This is a genomic window from Halovivax ruber XH-70, from assembly GCF_000328525.1.
GTDB classification, from domain to species: Archaea; Halobacteriota; Halobacteria; order Halobacteriales; family Natrialbaceae; genus Halovivax; species Halovivax ruber.
This window is the reverse complement of record NC_019964.1, coordinates 2510077-2526696: the sequence shown is the minus strand read 5'-3', so window position 1 is coordinate 2526696 and position 16620 is coordinate 2510077. Positions and strand designations below refer to the sequence as shown.

Annotated in this window: 21 protein-coding genes; 8 read left to right on the top strand and 13 right to left on the bottom strand. The window is 63.4% G+C overall.

All coding sequences use genetic code 11. The features are described 5' to 3' along the window. Positions 1–40 precede the first annotated feature (40 nt). Positions 41–1339 carry an MFS transporter gene (locus HALRU_RS12140; RefSeq protein WP_015301685.1) on the bottom strand — a complete coding sequence of 433 codons (1299 nt, stop codon included), beginning with the start codon at positions 1337–1339 and terminating at the stop codon, positions 41–43. 140 nt (positions 1340–1479) lie between these two features. Between HALRU_RS12140 and HALRU_RS12135 the strand changes: the two genes are divergently transcribed. The 3 genes from HALRU_RS12135 (at position 1480) to HALRU_RS12125 (ending at position 2917) form a co-directional block, all read left to right on the top strand. Continuing rightward, complete coding sequence (locus HALRU_RS12135; protein WP_015301684.1) at positions 1480–1734, top strand: DUF5789 family protein; 255 nt, start codon at positions 1480–1482, stop codon at positions 1732–1734. Positions 1735–2031: 297 nt separating this feature from the next. Beyond that, positions 2032–2340 (top strand): transcription factor S, encoded by a 309-nt coding sequence (locus HALRU_RS12130; RefSeq protein WP_007702818.1) that lies wholly within the window; start codon positions 2032–2034, stop codon positions 2338–2340. A 346-nt stretch (positions 2341–2686) separates the two neighbouring features. After that, a complete protein-coding gene (locus HALRU_RS12125; protein WP_015301683.1) occupies positions 2687–2917 on the top strand; it encodes a YgaP family membrane protein in 231 nt (76 codons plus the stop codon). A gap of 52 nt (positions 2918–2969) precedes the next feature. Here HALRU_RS12125 and HALRU_RS12120 read toward each other — a convergent pair whose 3' ends face one another. From HALRU_RS12120 to HALRU_RS12105, 4 genes are all read right to left on the bottom strand, one after another. Then, a complete protein-coding gene (locus tag HALRU_RS12120) occupies positions 2970–3716 on the bottom strand; it encodes a methyltransferase domain-containing protein (protein WP_015301682.1) in 747 nt (248 codons plus the stop codon). Between the two features lie 7 nt (positions 3717–3723). Continuing rightward, positions 3724–4095 (bottom strand): nascent polypeptide-associated complex protein, encoded by a 372-nt coding sequence (locus tag HALRU_RS12115; RefSeq protein ID WP_015301681.1) that lies wholly within the window; start codon positions 4093–4095, stop codon positions 3724–3726. A 161-nt stretch (positions 4096–4256) separates the two neighbouring features. Next, complete coding sequence (locus HALRU_RS12110) at positions 4257–5096, bottom strand: hypothetical protein (protein ID WP_015301680.1); 840 nt, start codon at positions 5094–5096, stop codon at positions 4257–4259. A 54-nt stretch (positions 5097–5150) separates the two neighbouring features. Beyond that, positions 5151–5624 carry a PUA domain-containing protein gene (locus HALRU_RS12105; RefSeq protein ID WP_015301679.1) on the bottom strand — a complete coding sequence of 158 codons (474 nt, stop codon included), beginning with the start codon at positions 5622–5624 and terminating at the stop codon, positions 5151–5153. 172 nt (positions 5625–5796) lie between these two features. On the opposite strand from HALRU_RS12105, the gene HALRU_RS15755 reads away from it, so the two are divergent. Beyond that, positions 5797–5973, top strand: a complete 177-nt coding sequence (locus HALRU_RS15755; RefSeq protein WP_015301678.1) for a hypothetical protein — start codon at positions 5797–5799, stop codon at positions 5971–5973. Positions 5974–6107: 134 nt separating this feature from the next. Here HALRU_RS15755 and HALRU_RS12100 read toward each other — a convergent pair whose 3' ends face one another. From HALRU_RS12100 to HALRU_RS12090, 3 genes are all read right to left on the bottom strand, one after another. Next, positions 6108–6605: a LabA-like NYN domain-containing protein gene (locus HALRU_RS12100; RefSeq protein ID WP_015301677.1), complete on the bottom strand. Its 498-nt coding sequence runs from the start codon at positions 6603–6605 to the stop codon at positions 6108–6110. 116 nt (positions 6606–6721) lie between these two features. Then, a complete protein-coding gene (locus HALRU_RS12095) occupies positions 6722–7768 on the bottom strand; it encodes a hypothetical protein (RefSeq protein ID WP_015301676.1) in 1047 nt (348 codons plus the stop codon). Positions 7769–7969: 201 nt separating this feature from the next. After that, positions 7970–8794 carry a M48 family metallopeptidase gene (locus HALRU_RS12090; protein ID WP_015301675.1) on the bottom strand — a complete coding sequence of 275 codons (825 nt, stop codon included), beginning with the start codon at positions 8792–8794 and terminating at the stop codon, positions 7970–7972. 196 nt (positions 8795–8990) lie between these two features. On the opposite strand from HALRU_RS12090, the gene HALRU_RS12085 reads away from it, so the two are divergent. Continuing rightward, positions 8991–9362, top strand: a complete 372-nt coding sequence (locus HALRU_RS12085; RefSeq protein ID WP_015301674.1) for a hypothetical protein — start codon at positions 8991–8993, stop codon at positions 9360–9362. On the opposite strand, the gene HALRU_RS12080 is transcribed toward HALRU_RS12085, so the two are convergent. Both HALRU_RS12080 and HALRU_RS12075 read right to left on the bottom strand, forming a co-directional pair. After that, positions 9359–9913, bottom strand: a complete 555-nt coding sequence (locus HALRU_RS12080; protein ID WP_015301673.1) for a hypothetical protein — start codon at positions 9911–9913, stop codon at positions 9359–9361. The genes HALRU_RS12085 and HALRU_RS12080 overlap by 4 nt on opposite strands. Before the next feature lie 417 nt (positions 9914–10330). After that, positions 10331–11131 carry a PspA/IM30 family protein gene (locus tag HALRU_RS12075; protein ID WP_015301672.1) on the bottom strand — a complete coding sequence of 267 codons (801 nt, stop codon included), beginning with the start codon at positions 11129–11131 and terminating at the stop codon, positions 10331–10333. Between the two features lie 135 nt (positions 11132–11266). On the opposite strand from HALRU_RS12075, the gene HALRU_RS12070 reads away from it, so the two are divergent. Beyond that, a complete protein-coding gene (locus tag HALRU_RS12070) occupies positions 11267–11890 on the top strand; it encodes an alpha/beta hydrolase (protein WP_015301671.1) in 624 nt (207 codons plus the stop codon). Between the two features lie 11 nt (positions 11891–11901). Here HALRU_RS12070 and HALRU_RS12065 read toward each other — a convergent pair whose 3' ends face one another. From HALRU_RS12065 to HALRU_RS12055, 3 genes are all read right to left on the bottom strand, one after another. Then, positions 11902–12930: a DUF5787 family protein gene (locus HALRU_RS12065; RefSeq protein WP_015301670.1), complete on the bottom strand. Its 1029-nt coding sequence runs from the start codon at positions 12928–12930 to the stop codon at positions 11902–11904. Between the two features lie 61 nt (positions 12931–12991). Then, on the bottom strand, positions 12992–13729 hold the full coding sequence (locus HALRU_RS12060) for a hypothetical protein (protein ID WP_015301669.1): 738 nt from the start codon (positions 13727–13729) through the stop codon (positions 12992–12994). Between the two features lie 295 nt (positions 13730–14024). Next, on the bottom strand, positions 14025–14465 hold the full coding sequence (locus HALRU_RS12055) for a bis(5'-nucleosyl)-tetraphosphatase (protein ID WP_015301668.1): 441 nt from the start codon (positions 14463–14465) through the stop codon (positions 14025–14027). A 96-nt stretch (positions 14466–14561) separates the two neighbouring features. Between HALRU_RS12055 and HALRU_RS12050 the strand changes: the two genes are divergently transcribed. Together HALRU_RS12050 and HALRU_RS12045 are read left to right on the top strand one after the other, a co-directional pair. Beyond that, complete coding sequence (locus HALRU_RS12050) at positions 14562–14885, top strand: 30S ribosomal protein S10 (protein WP_015301667.1); 324 nt, start codon at positions 14562–14564, stop codon at positions 14883–14885. A 140-nt stretch (positions 14886–15025) separates the two neighbouring features. After that, entirely contained in the window at positions 15026–16300 is a 1275-nt protein-coding gene (locus tag HALRU_RS12045) for an amidohydrolase (RefSeq protein WP_015301666.1), read from the top strand. Positions 16301–16620 lie beyond the last annotated feature (320 nt).

Sequence of the window (16620 nt, the reverse complement as noted above, 5' to 3'; positions counted from 1 at the left end):
TTCCACCGTTCGTGTGCGACCATCTGACGCAGGGCCGTTCTCACTCGGCTGCGGACGGCGTCGATACGTTCTCTTCGAGGGTTTCCTCGACTTGCGTCGCGACGAGTGCGGCACCGACGAGGGCGAGCCCGGCGGCGAAGACGAACGGGATGGCGAAGTCGATGCCGACGAGAAAACCCGAGATGAGCGGTCCGAGGGCGATCCCGAATCCGAACGCCATCGTCAGCACGGAGAGGGTCGTCCCCGACTCGCCTTCGGGGGCCAGGTCGCCCGCCAGCGCGAGTGACGGGGCGAACACCATCGCGCCGGCGACCCCCTGTCCGAGGCGGGCGGCGAACATCGCCAGCGACGTCTGCACGAACCCCTGGACCAGGGTCGTCGGGAGCAAGATGACCATCCCCCAGAGGATGAACGGCCGGCGGCCGAACCGGTCGCTCGCCCGGCCGATCGGCGTCTGGAGGAAGATCTGGGCGATGACGAACGCCGAGAACTGCAGGCCGAACCAGGTCGAGGCCTGATCGAGCCGGGCGTTGACGGTGTTCTGCAGCGTCGCGAAGATGGAGATGGCGATCATCATGAACAGCGTGGCGATCCCGAGCGTGATCACGGGATTCAACACGTTGTCTCCTCGCGGGTCGGTGAACGGGACCGACGGCGTGCCACCGGCTTGCCGCTTCGTCCCCTCCGGATCGGTGATCAACGTGGCCACCATCGCGAGGCTCACGAGCGCCGTCAGCGTCGCGATCAGGAACGTCGCCTCGAACCCGCTGACCGACACCGTCGAGCCACCCAGTGCGAGATCGTACGGACCCCCGGCGACCACGGCCCCGGCGGCGACCGGCCCGGCGCCGAAGCCGACGAGCCGAAACGTGTTGTAGACGCCCATGTTCCCGCCGCGGTCGCCGGCCGTCGCGAGCTCGTTGACCAGCGCGACCGACGTCGGGACGATGAACGCGATACTTACGCCCTGCAACGCGCGGAGCACGACGAGCGAGAGGTACGACCCCGCGAACAGGTAGAGGAAGTTGGTCGTCGCCAGGCCGCCCAGACCGAGCAGGATGAAGCGCTTTCGCGCCCCGCGACTGTCGGACAACCGCCCCGTAAACGGCTGGAAGAGGCTGTTGAGGAGCCCGTACAGCGAGAGGACGATCCCGATGATCATCGCCTCTTCGAGGCCGAACGTCCGCCCGCCCACGACGTCGCTCGCCACGTACAGCGGGATCACGATGATCAGAAAGGAGTTCCCGATGCCGTCCGCGAGCCGGGCGAACGCGAGCGCGAAGACCCGACGATCCACGGTGAACGCCGCGCGGATCGACTGGAGAACCGACCGGAGCATTCGTGTCCCCTTCGGTAGCGACGTCAATGATGATTCCGAACCGCAACTCGATCACCTCCTCGATCGTCACCTGTCCGCTCCGGTGACTCTCCGCCCGACGGCGACATCCGTTCAAGACCCTCCTCGCTGAATCGGTCTGTATGGGCGCAATCACACTGAACGAACTCACTGACCGTCTCGCCACGCTTTCGTACCCGGTCTCACTGGAGACCGTCGACCGTAAACTCGGCGACACGACGCTCCAGCTCGCGGACGGCGAAACGACGATCGGTGAGACGCTGGAACTCGTCGGCACGGATCGATTCGACAGCGAGAACGAACTCGAATCCGAACTCTTCGGTGCGCTCCCGCGAAACGCCGTCGGCGAACCGTATCAGTCGGAAGGCGAGGGTTAGCGGAATCGCCACTTCGGGGTTCCCACCTCGCCTGCGCCTCGGCTGCATGCTGCGTCAGCGGTCTCAGTCTGGCTGTCACCGAGTGCCTCCCGAATTGATCGTGGACTGTTGCGCGCAAGCGGCGGCCCGCCGGCTCTCGTGGCGGTCGGGTCTCGGACGCTTCCCCACGGCCACCGACAGGGTCGAAAACCGCCTGAGACCGTCCAATTCCGCACGCTGAACGGGTGTGCTGTGCGCGGGAACCGACAGCCCAAACACGTCGCTTAAGTCCCTCGACGCGCCAGTTTCAGGACACCAATGGAGTTCTGCGACGAGTGCGGCTCGATGATGAAAGCCGACGACGGCCTGTGGGTCTGTGGGAGTTGCGACTACTCGAAACCGAAAGGCGATACCGACGAGTACGTCGTCACGGACGATCAGGAGGCCAGTGAGATTATCGAATCGTCCGAGGAAACGTCGCTCCCCGAAACCGACGCCCTGTGTCCCGAGTGTGGGAACGACCGCGCCTACTGGTACCTCCAGCAAACTCGCTCGGCCGACGAATCCGAGACTCGCTTCTTCATCTGTAGCGAGTGCGAGCACAAGTGGCGCGAAGACGACCACTAACGAACTTTTTGCGGCGCGGGTTCGCCAGAGGCGAACCACTTGCGCAAAAACTTCGATGAAAAAGGCCGGCGGCGGAGCCGCCGGGGAACCGCGCTCGCTCCGCTCGCGCGGAGAGTTGCGACCGCGAGGGTGCTCGTGGTGAAACGGCGTGCTTTACGCACCGTCCGAAACCACAACCCGCCACACTCTCTGCCTATTCGTTCGAGCCGCAGGTAGGTGATTCTGCAGCTAGGTATGACCTTGTGTATATGTGGTAATTTGCGACCGGCCGCGACCTCGACGGATACTGATGGGTCGACGGTGTGCTTATTTTCTCTGACGTGCTAGGTGCTACCGGTGATCGTACATGGAAAAGAACGTGGGCGGTACTGATCGAACGATGCGACTCGTCGTTGGGCCGATCCTGGCGCTCATCGGCGTCGCCATCCTCGCTGGCTGGTTGGGCGTCGGCGGCACGCTCGGAACGGCCCTCGGCGTACTCGCAGTGCTCGCTGGGTTGGTACTGCTGTTCACTGGTGTCACGCAACTGTGCGTGGTGAACCGTCTGCTCGGCATCGATACCTACCGCGGTCGGTGACGCGAGCGCTCCAGAACCGAAGAGGCGGATCGTCCTCGAGTTCGCGGTACCGTTACTCGTTTCTCGCGATGGTCAGGTAGCCCGTGTGCCCGACGGGTGCGGTCGAGGGCCGCGAGCCGCGGTCGTCGAAGTCCATCTCGCGCTGGATGGTCTCTCGGGTCCGAATGTCGGCGAGCCCGGCCTCGGTCGCGGCCATCACGACCTCGCGGGTGTCCTCGACGAACGGGCTGTAGACCGCCACGAAGCCGCCTTCGACGAGCAGGTTGGGTGCGTGTTCGACGACTGCTGGTGCGTCACCCGTATCGAGTGTGAGGACGTCGAACGGACGAATCGATTCGTCCCCATCGCTCAGCAGGCTGTCGATCTCGTCGGTCAGGTCGCCCGTTCTGACCTCGACTGCGTCGGCGACGTCGGCGAGTGCCATGTTCTCGCGAGCGACGTCGGCGAATTCGGGGTCGCGTTCGTAGGTGACGACCGATGCGCCGGCTCTGGCCACGAGCGCGGCGAGGACGCCCGTCCCGGTGCCGGCATCGAGGACGCGGTCACCCGTCTGGATGCCCGTCTCCCCGACGATCAGACCGATATCGCGCGGCACCATGGGTGCACCCGTCCGTTCTAGGTGATGAAAGAGGTCTGGGCCGCGCAGTCGGCGGACGCGAAACTCGGTGCCGAGATGCGTCTCGATCGTCTGTCCCGGTTCGACGTCGGTCGGGATCTCGAGCACGCCGAGGTCCGTCCCGAACTCCTCGCCTGGCTCGACGAGGTACTCGCGGTCCTCGTAGACGACGAGGACCGTCACGCGAGGTTCACTCCAGCTGGGCGACGGCCGCCGCCAGGTCGCCGTCGTTCGCTTCGAGGGCGTCGCGAGCCGCCTCCTCACTGGCGCCCGTCCGACTGGCGACGAGTTCGACGTCACCCTGATCGACCGACCCACCGGTCGCGTCCGACGTGGCCTCGTCGGTGGCGCCGCGTGCTCGCTCGTCCGGCGTCCCGATGATCTGGTAGGTCTCCTGGCCCTGGGCGTCCATCTTCGTGACGTCCGGCGATTCGAAGACGAGTTCGTGCTCGTCCGTCCGGATGATCACTTCCTCGGCATCGAGCTCGTCCATGTCGATGCCCATCTGGTTCATCATCTGTTCCATCTTCCGCGGGTCGAGTCCGCCGCCTCCCCCGAACATACTGGGTTCCTTGCCACGCGCGGCAAAAAGACTACCGAAGGAACCCGACACGGTTTCGCCCAGGCGATCGGCGACCCGGTCGTCGGGTCTCGAACGAGTACCGTGACGAGGCCGGCCAGTACGGCGTGGCCACTGTGAGGTCTCCCGATTCCGTCGGGCCCTCAGTCGATCTCCGTGCGTCGGATCTCGACGGCCCCGTCGTCGGTTATCTCGACCGAGAGGCCCCAGCACTCCTCGTCGAAGTCGTAGGTGTCACTCGTCCCGTCCTCCGGGTCGACCGTCACTTCGAAGATGCCACCGTTCACGAGTGCATCGTTGACCGTCTCGACGTCGTCGGCGTCGATGTCGAGTTCCGCTTCCGTCCGATCGCCTGAACAGCGGTCGTCGACGATGATCGACACCGTCCGGGCCTGTCCACGGTTCGCCACCCTGATGGGGGCGCCGTCGCCAGCGTAGCAATCGTGCTGGGTGTCCACCGGTCCCGAGAGCGGGTCGACGTAGCCCACTTCGATCCCGTCGCGGTCGATTACGATTCCGTGGCGCTTACACGACCGCTCGTCCCAGCTCGCCGTCCACTCGTCTTCGGTACCGTCGTCACTACTCACCGTCACTGTCACGTCACCGGTGGTCGGCACCCCGGAGGATTCGACGACGTGCTCGCCCGGATCGAGGTCGTATCGCTCGTCTAATGCGGGGTCGTCTTCCCCGCCGGGCGTGTTGACCGTCACCGCCACCGCAGCCTTCTCTTCGCGGGCGTTCTCGACGGCCAGCGAGACTTCCGGATCGGACGGACAGGACTCGCCGTCGCCCGGCTCGTCGGTCAGGCGGTCGGCCAGGGATTCGGATGCCGGCCCGCACGTCTCACCCGAAACTCCCTCCGTGGGCGGGTCATCGGTCGAGTTCTCCCCCGGATCGTCGGGGTCGTCACCATCGGTGAGACATCCTGCAGCGCCAGCCCCACTCCCCGAAGCGAGCGCTGCCAGCACTGTTCGTCGGTTCATACTCGATAATCGGATACCAGTACGAAAGTCTCTCCCCTAGCTGAAATGGGCGTTTTACCGTCTCTCGACACTCTCCCGAACCTTCACGGCCATCCCCGTCTCGAAGTCACGGATTCCTTCGGCCGACAGTTCCGCGCGGCCGACGGCTAGGAGGTCGCCGCGTTCGTGGGAGACGAGCACCTCGTCTCCGGGGCGAACCGCACTCCCGACGTCGCAGACGAACTTCGCGAAGACGTTCTTGCCGTCCCTGACGAACGGTTCGCTCTCGTCGTCGACGACGATCCGTCCGGCTGGCGGATCGAACGCCTCGGCGAGCCGTCGGCCACCTTCGATACCCAGCGTGTAGCGGCCGTCGGTGCCGAACGAGACCAGTCGCTCGTCGTCGACGTGAATCTGCTGGGGACGGCCGCCGCTCGTCCGCGTGATCGTCCGCGATTCGCCGGCGGGGAACAGTGCCTCGCCAGCACCCGCGCCGAACTGGTACGCGGCGATCTGTCGTAGCGTCGCCCGATCGACCGTGTCAGTCATCGGTGACCGTTCTCGACGAAGCGTCGAAAACGTATCGACACGCCACACCGAAACGGGTTCCACCGTCATCGATGGTCGGCCCATCTTCGAATCTTGGAACAACAGGCAGGAATTATTTATCTATTCAAAATCAGTAGTGTTTTTACCAGGGTATGAACAAGTGCAGGCACGAATGGACGTCACGCAGGTCGCGCTCGGCACGATTCTCCTCGTCGCCGCCGGGCTCATCACCGTCGGACAATCGGTCGCCGGTTCGACGCCGGCACTCCACGCGATCGCCCTCCTCGGCGTCTGTCTGACCCTTGCTGCGGGGATCGTCGGCGAGATTCGGAACGAGCAACGGGAGTGAGAATCTCGGAACGACGACCGGTGAGCGAAGCGAACCGTGTGTGGGCGATTCGGAACCGGTAGTCGCGTTCGGTCTGAGCCGCGTCGATTCTGCGGTTTTCTCTGCTGTCCGCAGCCGACGAAGTTGCACGCCGATCAGAGGAGAAATCGGTCGGTGTCGCCGTCCAGGTCGACGAACGAGTCGGTCTCTTCGATCAATTCTTCGGCGGTCGAGGACTCGAACGCCATCACCTCCGGGCGGACGCCCTCGTGTCTGAGGTGCGAACACAGTCGTGAAAAGTCACCGTCGCCGGTACAGAGGACGATGGTGTCCACGTGATTGGCCAGCGTGACGGCGTCGAGGCTCATCCCGACGTCCCAGTCGGCCTTTTTCGATCCGTCGGGAAACCGTTTGATGTCCTTGATCTTGGTTTCGAAGCCGATGTCCTCGAGTGCCTCGAAGAAGCTCTCTTCGTCGGGGGCGTCGGCGCGGATGACGTAGGAGATCGCCCGGGTGAGTTGGCGATCGTTCACCGCAGCGTCCAGCAGTTCGCCGTAGTCGATGTTGCGGCTGTGGAGACTCTGTGCGGAGTGATAGAGGTTCTGTGCGTCGACGAGTACCGCCACCCGTTGGCCGGGGTGAACGTCAGTCATGAGTGCTTCAAATCGCCACTGGGTCAAAGGATTTCCGCTATGATTGATCTGTTGGTCAAAATTTGGCCAGGTGGTTGGATTTTCGTATTGTATTTAGGAAACTGCTCTGTCAGTGCTTACCGATTCTCGATACAATTGACTGCCAAGGCACAAGATTTCGTGTTGAGTGCTTGACTACAGGAAACCATCACGCATGCGATGCACAGCACAGCACCGATTCCGGTTGGTGAACCGAGACAGATCGGCTTGCACTTCAAGCAATCGAGCGTCGATAAGATGCCATCTAGACATCCACCGACTTTGGAACCACACGAATCGTCTACTTGGTCGGCACTTTCCCATCCGAGAGTTTTGATGATATTCCTGGCGACCTTTTCTGCCGCCTTTTTAATCGGGTTTGAAATTATCATTGTGCCAACGTCGTTAGCTCCATGACTGGTTCCTGCTGACCTGATCGATGCGATGGACGTTCCCGTGGGGGTCACTTTATACCGGATTATGTCACCGTTATCGGCGGATTGCGGAGCGTTCGTATTAGCCCTGGCAACATCTCCTATTGGCTCGCTCGGATTGCCGGCGATACTAGATCTGGGCACATCGATATAGAAGCTATTAGCCCTGCCGGTAGCGTAGACCGACGCATCCTCTTTGTTCTCGAGTGAGAGTCTCGAGAGGGCGTATTCACGCTCATCTTTCGTCGTTGTGCGATAGAATTTAGTTCCCGTAACCGATCCTTCGAGCCACGCTTGGGTCCCGTCGGGAATCTTTTGATATTTTTTGATTGGTTTATGCTGTCCAGTAGTAATCGAGGATCCGTTCGCGTCGAAATGGAAGGTTGCAACGACCTGCCCATCAGCTTCTCCGACGTGCAGCTCACCATATCCGAAGTCAATGACCGTGACCGAAGCCACGATCGAATCGTATTCCAGTTCCACCGTTTCGGCGGAATCGGGCTGGGGTAGTTCTTCGTAACCGAGCTCACCAAGTATTGATCGGACCTCCGGTATCCGTTCAATTTCGGTCAGTTTATTCTCGTTCGTATCGTGGGCTGTTACTAGCTCACTCAGACCGGCGACACCGACGGCGGCACTGGTTGTCCCGGCACTCGCACGCAACACATTTCTCCGACTAATTCCGCTGTCATCGGCATTCTTCCGCGACATCGAATGTAAAAATACATGAGGGTATATATAGTTATTCATCTCATTTTAATAATTGAACTTGTGAGGATACTGATCCTACTAGCGGTGGCTGATAATTGAGTATCAAAACCAGTACTTCACTGTTCCTGCCTGCGTCCGATGTCAGCCTAATTGTGTACAACCAACCTTTCTATTGGTGGACTTGTTATCGCTTCCTTCCCGTCAACCTCGCAACTTTGCGATCCGTTTTTCCATAGGGGGATGCGTGGAAAAGACCTTAGACAAGAGGCTCTTATCACCATTGAAGATACAGAGCGCACTCATACTATCATCTACCTTTGATTCGCGACCCTCGGCTCCACGTGAGATTTTTTCGAGTGCGCGAGCTAGTGGATCCCCACTACCAATCGCCTCGCGGGCGTCATCGTCGGCAACGTACTCGCGGTAGCGCGAGATAGCCAAAACGAAGGCCGTCACCAGTAACTGGGCGACGTTCGCGATGACCATACCGACGATGATACTGCCAGCGTTACGATCCCCACCGGCCATGTAGACGATGTAGGCGACCCAGCCGACGATCATCCCAATAGATTGGCCGATGATCATCGTGATCACGTCTCGGTTTTTGATGTGTGCGATTTCGTGAGCGATGACGCCCTCAAGTTCATCCCGATCGAGTATCGCCATGAGCTCCGTCGAGACGCAGACGACGCCGGCGCCCTTCCGGCCGACGGCGAAAGCGTTTGGTGTCCCCATCTCCATGACTTTGAGCTTCGGCTTCTTCACTTCCATATCACGAGCGAGCGCTTCCGTCATTCGATGAACTTCCAGATACTGTCCTTCTTCTGGCATATCATCGGCACCCCTTAGCGCTCGCCACTTGCCGAGTTTGTACTGAAGTGGGGGGAGGACGACGAGTCCGAGCGGGAGTAACCAGATGAGGTCGATACCGAACATCGCGGAGACGACCGTCATCGAAGCTAAGTAGAACCCGAACAGGATGGCGCCGACGACCACCATCCGTACCTTCAATCCGAAGTCTGTCATGGGGACAGATTGGTCAGCCGGAGGCATAAGTTCGGCGGTATTGCGTGTGAAGATCACCCACTCGAAACGCGGGCGATCGGGGACGGTTTGCCCGGACGATCCGGTCCTATGGGTATCAGCGAACTCCGTTCTGTCGGTTGATTACGCGCTCGTACAAGAAGGTTTTTGCGTGGGGTTGTGGACACCGAATGTAGCTGTGGGGAACGAAGAGCAGTTGGCGACCGACGACGAGGCAGCGTCGACGCAGGAACCTGCTGACGAACCGGGGCTCGCCGACGAAGAGTGGACGGTGCGATACCAGCGACGGCTCAACGAACTCTACCGATCCGACCGTTTTCACGAACAGGCGGTCGGGTTCTGGGCGAAGTTCGTCTACGAGTTCGCCGTCAAATCCGTCCCGGTCGGACTGGCCGTGCTCGTCGGCCTCCTGGCTCGCTGGCTGGGGGTCATCGGCTACGGGTACGCGAGTATCCTCTCGTGGGGCTGTGGCATCGCCGTCTCGATCACGTTCGTCGGCTGGTGTATGAGCGAGGGGAACCGATCGGAGCCACCGGAGCACTCCAGTTAGAGGTGTGGCCGACGTCGGTTCCCGATCACGGGCATCGACTCGAACACCGTCCGCCTGACGTCTAGTGCCGACGCGAGCACGGTGACGACCCCGGCGAGGACGATCGAACCGGGCGTCCAGTGGCCGCGACGCAGGCCGACCAGGTCGAAAACCGGGTAGTACGTCGCCGCGACCGCCGCCGCGTACGGAACGTCGCCGATCGCGTATGCCACGGCGAGGCCGGCCACCGTTCCGAGTGCGACGAACACGGCCGCGAAGGCCACCGCGATCAAAAGCAGCGCGAAGAGGCTCCGAGAGGAGGCCACCTGTGTCTGGTCTGGATTGTACTCGCCCGCCCACACGTCGCGGACGTAGAGGACGGCCATGTGGAAACTCAAACTCACGACGGTGATCCCGACCAGCGGCGTGGCCTGCGGGTACACCCAGTTCAGTCCGAGCGCGATCGCCGAGCCGGTGAGGACGAAGAGCACCGTTGCCGAGACGAAGACCGTCGCGTAGGCTTTCCAGTACGCTTGCGCTGTCCTGCCGAGTCCTCGATACGAAGTGGGCATTCCGTCGGTTGGTGGTTTCGAGGCTGGCATCCTAACGTTTGTCCTGCTGGTAGACGCGTCCGTCGGGTACCCCCCGAACCGTCTCCCGTCGTCCGCGAGAATCACGAATGCAGTGATAAATCTACCGGTTACTCGCGTGTAGATTTGTGGGAGAGAGACTGTCTCTGCCGTTTTCCGTTACTGATGGTTACTTGCCTTGGTTGGGCGGTGGCGCCCGTCACCCACTGATACGTCAGAAGACGCTTCGGCCCGTTCGGAGACGCTCCGACCGTTCAGAGACGCTTCGACCCGTTCGTCTCGGTGCCGCCGGTGACCGACCGTCAGAAACGTACGTACTTTCTCTCACTCCCCACTCTCTCTCTCCTGGACTCTCACACCCACTCACTCCTCGCACAGTGACTCCCCGCGAGAGCGGAACTACCCCTCTTCTTCCTGAATCTCGGACAGCTCTGCCTCCACGTCGGCGTCGACCTCCTCGGTCGTGGCGTCTGATTCCGACGTCGATTCGTCGGCGGCCGACTCGTCGCCGACCTCCGACTTGAGCGTCTCCAGTTCGGCCTCGACGCCGCTGTCGGTCGACAGCTGGTCGAGTTCCCGGTCGATCTGGTCCTTGTCCGTCAGCACCTCGTCGAACGCGCCCGTCTCGCGGAGTTCGTCCATCGCCGCCGAGCGCGCCTCCATGTCCTGGGTCTGCTCCTCGGCGCGTTCGATCGCGCGACCGACGTCCTCGAACTCCTCGCCCGTCGCCGTCATCGCCTCGTTGACGGTCGTACTCGCCTCGGCGGCCGAGTAGCGGGCCTTCATCGTCTCTTTTTTCGTGCGGAACTCTTCGATGCGCGTCTGGAGGGTGTCCTTCTGCTCGACGAGCTGGTCCTGCTGGTTCTGCAGGTTCGAAATCTGGCGTTCGAGCTCCTCGATCTGGTTCATCTTGGCCTTCTTCTTCTCTAGGGCCTTGCGTGCCAGATCCTCGCGGTCCTGTTCGACCGCCGTACGCGCCTGCTGGTTGTGCTTGTCGACGTTCTCCTCGAGCCGGCGCTTTTGCATCTCGAGGCGCTTTTTCTGCGTCGTCAGATCTGCGATCCCCCGCTTTACCTGCTGGAGTTGATCACGCATCTGCTCGTAGGAGTAATCGAGCGTGTCGGTCGGATCCTCGGCCCGGTTGAGGATCGAGTTCACCTTCGATTTGATGATGTAGGATGTCCGAGAGAGGATGCCCATACTGGTATCTGTTGTTCCCGTTACTTAAAAACATCACACACGTTGTCCCGGCAAGCTGGCAGGTCTCGCGTGACTTCGGACCACTTCGGCGCAGGATCGAACGGGTTCAAGGGCACCCGGCGACGACCGACGCGTATGGACGAGACTGACACCGGCGCGGAGACGGACGTCCTGATCCCCGGCGCGCGGGACGTCCGTGGGACGCTCGACGGCCCGGAAGCCCCGGACGTCCTCGTCGTCGCCTGCCCGCCACACCCACAGCACGGCGGTTCCCGAACGGACCGGCGACTGCGAGCCGTCGCCGACGCGCTGGCGGACCGCGACGTCGGCTGCCTTCGCATCGATTACGGCGACTGGGACGAGGGCTACGGCGAGCGCGAGGACGTGCGAAACGCCCTTCGCTGGGCGAGCGACCGGGCGGAGACGGTCGCCTGTTTCGGCTTCAGCTTCGGCGCCTCGCAGGCGATCCTGGCGAGCGCGTCCGTCGAGACGCCCGTCGCCTGCGTCTCCGCGCTGGCACCGGCCGCGACCATCGCCCCGGAGCTCGACGTCGCGGACGCCGTTCGATCGCTCGACGAGGCGGTCCCGCTGCAGGTCGTCTACGGCACTCGTGACGAGACCGCTGACTGGCAACCCGTTCGCGACGCCGCGGCCGAACGGGGTGCCGACCTCGTCGAGTGGTCGGCCGACCACTTCTTCGTTGGTCAGGAGGCGAAGGTCGCGACCGACGTCGTCGACTTCATCGAAGAGAATACGTAGGTGAAAGTGCGCTATCGCCGCCGCTCCCGTCGATCGGCCAGAATCTGTTTTATTCGCGCGCCTGGGCCGCCCTCGATCGGCCACCCCCTGGTTCGCCACGTCGGCGGCTCCGGTTCGAAGGCCGGACAGCTTCCGGCACACTCCCGTGCGGTCGGCTGGCGCCCCTTCGCTCGACAGTACGGGAGTAGCTGCCCGTCGGTGCGTCCCTCGAAGTGGCGGCAGTCGGGTCGCATCGTGTCGACGTACGACCGCCAGCCGCGTTCGTAGGCGCGTTCGGCGATCTCGAGCCGTCTCTCTCGTTTCTCGCTCGCTTCCACGTACTCGAACTGCGCCGCGGAGGCGTCGTGTGCGCCACCGTCGGGTCGCTCGAGGATTCGTGTCCCCGGTCGATCGACCGCCAGCGTGCGCGGGTACCACGCGACGTCGGCAGTGAGCGCGGTCGAATCCACCTCGACGATCCCGGCTTCGACGGGGACGTCCTCGAAGAGTGCCGCCGAGACGCGGTCGTCGTCGGCTTCGATCGCGATCCAGACCTCGTCCGCGAGTCCCATCGCGACGTCCCGCTCTAGCTGGTCGGACAGCGCGCGGGCCGCGCTGGCGTCCAGATCCGGTTTGTTCTCGATGGCGACGATTCGCTCGACCCAGTCGGGGTACGAGAAGCGCCGGCGAATCTCGATTCGGTTGCCACGCCGGCGCGTCTCGAGAATCCCCCGGTCGTCGGCTCGATGGATCGATTCCCGGACGTACCGCCACGGATAGCCGGGGTCCGGCAGCGCCTCCCGATAGTAGGCCCACTCGGCCGGCGCGTACCGCACGACGTCGAGGAGGTCGCCGTCCAGCCGCTCCTGGCCGAAGGCTGCTCGCTCGCCGAGTTCGTCCGGATCGCACTCGATCACGATCGTATCCCAGCGCCTGCCGGCGGCCCCGAACTGTCGGGCGACGATGACGGGGCCCGCTCGCTCACCGTCGGGAGGCCAGTGGCGCTCGGCCCATCGACAGACGCGTAACTCGAAGGCAAACTCGTTCGACGGCGTGCTCACACACGTCGTTCGAACTGCACGGCGAAAGCCTTGCGGCTCGGCGTGCGGTCCAGCCGACCGGCTACAGCCACGAAACCGTCCGGTCTTCGAGTTCGTCGACGGCACGCGGATCGAGCGCTCGATCCACCGCGTAGGCGTACCGCCGCGCGGAGACGGCGACTGCCAGGTAGACGACCGCTGGCAGGACGGCCAGGCCGAACACGGTCACGATCAACATCAGCGTGGCCGCACCGATGGCGAAGAGTGCGAGAATCGCCTGCAGCGTCGCGATCCCGTAATCGCGACTCGAGACGATCGCGACGAGTGCGTCGGTGCGAGACGCACGCCGGTCACCGGCCGATGACTCGGCGACTCTCAGGCGGCGCCCGCTTACGGCCAGGGCCGCTGGTGTGAGGTACGCCCCGGCGAGGAAGACGACCGCGACGACCGTGGCAGCGGTCAACTCGGAAACCGCCGTGGCGATCGGGCTCGCGTCGGCCCAGAGTGCGAGGACGGCAAGTCCCGTCGGAACGCCGACGAGTCCGATCACGACGGCGCCGCCGACCAGCACCGATTTCGCGAGTCCGCCGATATCGCCAACGGCCGGCAGCTCCGGGTCGACGACGGAGCCGAGGACGACGTGACGCCCGTAGCCGATCAACAGGAGGAGACCGATCGCGCCGATCGGGACCGATAGCTGGTGATCGAAGATTGCCCAGATACCGATGGCCGCGACGAACGGGAGGGCGAGAAACCAGCCGACAGTCGTCCGGTCGGCCCAGTCCTCGTCTAGCACGTCGGACACGGCGGCCTCTAGCATTCACGTCCGAAGAGGGACAACGGAAGTAAAGTCCTTACGAGGACGGCCGGCAGCCGTGGCGCTCGCCCGACGGCACGAGCTCAGCCGTCGGTCGACGGTTCGCACCAGGTAGTCGGTCGATGACCGCACCGGGCAGTCGCTCTGTGGACGAATCGGGTAGGTGGTCGATGGACGTCGCTCCGGGTGGCGGGTCGGACGGGGTCGCTGTTCGGTGTCCGCCGTCTGGGTGCCGCGTGGGTCCGCTTTGCTGGGGGTTGCGTTCTCCGTTGCTGGGGTTTCGCTCCCCTTTGCGGGGTTACTGTTGCTGCTGTTCTTCCTCCAGCGTGTCGATGTGTTCGTGTGCTCGCTCCAGGATCTCGCGCGGCCCGTCCTGTGTGACGGTGTTGATTGCCTGCTCGTAATCGCGCCACTGGAGGTCGCGGTGTTCGTTCGACAGCTCGGCACTCGCCTCGAACGAGCGAGCGATGAACAGGTGGACCGTCTTGTGGATGGTGTTCCCGTTCGCCTCGAAGACGTAGCTGTAGTCCTCGCGGAAGCCGTCGAGTAGTCGAAAGTCTGCTATCCCTGCCTCTTCTTTAACTTCGCGGATCGCCGTCTGCTGTAGTTCTTCGTCTCCCTCGACGCCGCCCTTCGGAAACTCCCAGTCACCCGGGCGACTCTTGAGCAGAAGATACTCGCGCCGGCCCCGCGTGTCGCGGAAGAGGATCGCGCCTGCGCTCGTAGCTTCGACTGCCATTGCAGGCTGTACCGGCCGAGCCGTAATGAGAATATCGGACTGACGATCCCATCTCGGGAGGTTTTTAGGCTCGCCGGACGGACTAGCGCAGTATCTATGACCTTCGTTACGTGCCTCACGCTTCAGAGCGGCGACCGGGCCGCTCTCGATGGCGTGGTCGACGACATCAAACGCACAGCCGAACGGAAAGGGGCGGCGCTGAAAGGACCACACACCCATCCACCGGATCACTTCTCGGTCCCACAGCACCAGCGTCTCCACGCCGACGACGACCGGCAGTCGTCGCCCTGGTCCTACACCGTCTTCACTCGCGAGCTCGAGATCCACGGCTACCAGACGTTCGCCCGCGACGTCGCAGGCCGCTCGTTCCCTGACTCGGTCCACGTCGAGGTCGAGGTCGAACAGGTCCAGGGCGCCTGAGGAACCTGCCCACGTGCGGAACCTGGCCACTCACGATCCGGTCGCAGTGTTCGGCTGCCGATCGCCCGTGTCGCCCTCGCTCACCACGCCCCTTCGCCGGAGTCGGCACGATTTTACGTGTCACCAGCTACCACTCCAGTATGTCTTCGATCGATCCCGTGGCCCTTCGTCGCGAGCTGCATCGTCACCCCGAACCCGCCTGGCGTGAGTTCGAGACGACGGCGCGCATCGTCGACCGACTCCAGCAACTCGACCTCGACGCCCTCTACGTCGGCCCCGACGCGATCGACGGCGACAATCGCCTCGCCGTCCCGGACGACGCGGAGCTCGAACGGTGGTACGACCGCGCCCGTGATGCCGGTGCCGACCCCGACGTCCTCGCCCAGCTCGAAGGCGGCTACACGGGTGCCGTCGCGGTGATCGAACGCGGCGAGGGACCGACGATCGGCCTCCGCGTCGACATCGACGGGCTCCCGCGAGAGGAGGCAGACACCGACGATCACCTGCCCGCAGCGGAGGGCTTCCGGTCAGCGACCGGCGAGTCCATGCACGCCTGCGGCCACGACGCCCACGCCGCGATCGGAATCGGCGCGCTCGAAGCCGTCGCAGACGACGAGGACTTCCAGGGCACGCTCAAGGTCTTCTTCCAGCCCGCGGAGGAGGTCATCGGCGGCGGCAAGTCGATGGCCAAGAGCGAGCACATCCGGGACGTCGACTACCTCCTCGCGACGCACGTCGGGCTCGACCACCCCACCGGCACCGTCGTCGCCGGCATCGAGGACTTCCTCGCCGTGCGCCACCTCGAAGCGACGTTCACCGGCGAACCCGCCCACGCCGGTGCCGAACCGGAGGCGGGCCGCAACGCCATGCAGGCGCTCGGCACCGCGATCCAGAACGCCTACGCGATCCCGCGCAACTCCGACGGGCCGACGCGGGTCAACATCGGCGTCGTCGAGGGCGGGACCGCCGCGAACATCGTCGCCGAGGAGATCAGCATCGTCGCCGAAGTCCGGGGCCAGACGACCGACCTCATGCGATACATGAGCGACAGCGTGGAGCGCGTCTTCGAGTCGGCTGCCGACATGCACGATTGCGAGGTCGAGATCACTATCGGCGCCGAGGCACCGAGCGCCGCGAGCGACGACGAACTCCGCGAGATCGTCGGCTCGGTCGCAGAAGGGGTCGACGGCGTCGACACGGTCGTCGACGCGGCCGGCCTCGGCGGCAGCGAGGACGCCACTTTCCTCATGAAAGAGGTCCAGGACAACGGCGGCCTCGCCGCCTACGTCGGCGTGGGCACTGACCACCCCGGCGGCCACCACACCGCCACATTCGACGTGGACGAGCCCACGATCCAGCACGGCATTGACACGCTCGCGGGGGCGATCGTGGAGATCGCCGAAACGCGACCGTAGCGGCCTGGATGGAGCGTCACGCGACGTCTGTTGTCTGGAAGCTCGGGTTGTTTGCACACGACCACCAGTAACTATATTATCCATTACGTCAATGATACAGACGGAAGCTCCGTCCGTTCGGGTACGAAAGTGCCCCGGGTGCTAGAGACACCCGGGACGTGGCTTCCAAATCCTGTAGCAGGGATTTTGTCAGCCATGTTCCGAAAGACACTATCGAGACAAAAAGGTCTCGCACGCCCGTTACCTAGAGAGTCGTATCGCTATCCGTCGCAGAGTTTCGGTTTCGGGGATGGGGGGCCGAGTGCCGCTGGCTGGTCAGC

Excerpts from the sequence above, each read along its gene's own strand:
- HALRU_RS12140 (WP_015301685.1), bottom strand. The coding sequence starts at position 1,339 with ATGCTCCGGTCGGTTCTCCAGTCGATCCGCGCGGCGTTCACCGTGGAT.
- HALRU_RS12135 (WP_015301684.1), top strand. The coding sequence starts at position 1,480 with ATGGGCGCAATCACACTGAACGAACTCACTGACCGTCTCGCCACGCTT.
- HALRU_RS12130 (WP_007702818.1), top strand. The coding sequence starts at position 2,032 with ATGGAGTTCTGCGACGAGTGCGGCTCGATGATGAAAGCCGACGACGGC.
- HALRU_RS12125 (WP_015301683.1), top strand. The coding sequence starts at position 2,687 with ATGGAAAAGAACGTGGGCGGTACTGATCGAACGATGCGACTCGTCGTT.
- HALRU_RS12115 (WP_015301681.1), bottom strand. The coding sequence starts at position 4,095 with ATGTTCGGGGGAGGCGGCGGACTCGACCCGCGGAAGATGGAACAGATG.
- HALRU_RS12110 (WP_015301680.1), bottom strand. The coding sequence starts at position 5,096 with ATGAACCGACGAACAGTGCTGGCAGCGCTCGCTTCGGGGAGTGGGGCT.
- HALRU_RS12105 (WP_015301679.1), bottom strand. The coding sequence starts at position 5,624 with ATGACTGACACGGTCGATCGGGCGACGCTACGACAGATCGCCGCGTAC.
- HALRU_RS15755 (WP_015301678.1), top strand. The coding sequence starts at position 5,797 with ATGGACGTCACGCAGGTCGCGCTCGGCACGATTCTCCTCGTCGCCGCC.
- HALRU_RS12100 (WP_015301677.1), bottom strand. The coding sequence starts at position 6,605 with ATGACTGACGTTCACCCCGGCCAACGGGTGGCGGTACTCGTCGACGCA.
- HALRU_RS12095 (WP_015301676.1), bottom strand. The coding sequence starts at position 7,768 with ATGTCGCGGAAGAATGCCGATGACAGCGGAATTAGTCGGAGAAATGTG.
- HALRU_RS12090 (WP_015301675.1), bottom strand. The coding sequence starts at position 8,794 with ATGACAGACTTCGGATTGAAGGTACGGATGGTGGTCGTCGGCGCCATC.
- HALRU_RS12080 (WP_015301673.1), bottom strand. The coding sequence starts at position 9,913 with ATGCCCACTTCGTATCGAGGACTCGGCAGGACAGCGCAAGCGTACTGG.
- HALRU_RS12075 (WP_015301672.1), bottom strand. The coding sequence starts at position 11,131 with ATGGGCATCCTCTCTCGGACATCCTACATCATCAAATCGAAGGTGAAC.
- HALRU_RS12070 (WP_015301671.1), top strand. The coding sequence starts at position 11,267 with ATGGACGAGACTGACACCGGCGCGGAGACGGACGTCCTGATCCCCGGC.
- HALRU_RS12060 (WP_015301669.1), bottom strand. The coding sequence starts at position 13,729 with ATGCTAGAGGCCGCCGTGTCCGACGTGCTAGACGAGGACTGGGCCGAC.
- HALRU_RS12055 (WP_015301668.1), bottom strand. The coding sequence starts at position 14,465 with ATGGCAGTCGAAGCTACGAGCGCAGGCGCGATCCTCTTCCGCGACACG.
- HALRU_RS12050 (WP_015301667.1), top strand. The coding sequence starts at position 14,562 with ATGACCTTCGTTACGTGCCTCACGCTTCAGAGCGGCGACCGGGCCGCT.
- HALRU_RS12045 (WP_015301666.1), top strand. The coding sequence starts at position 15,026 with ATGTCTTCGATCGATCCCGTGGCCCTTCGTCGCGAGCTGCATCGTCAC.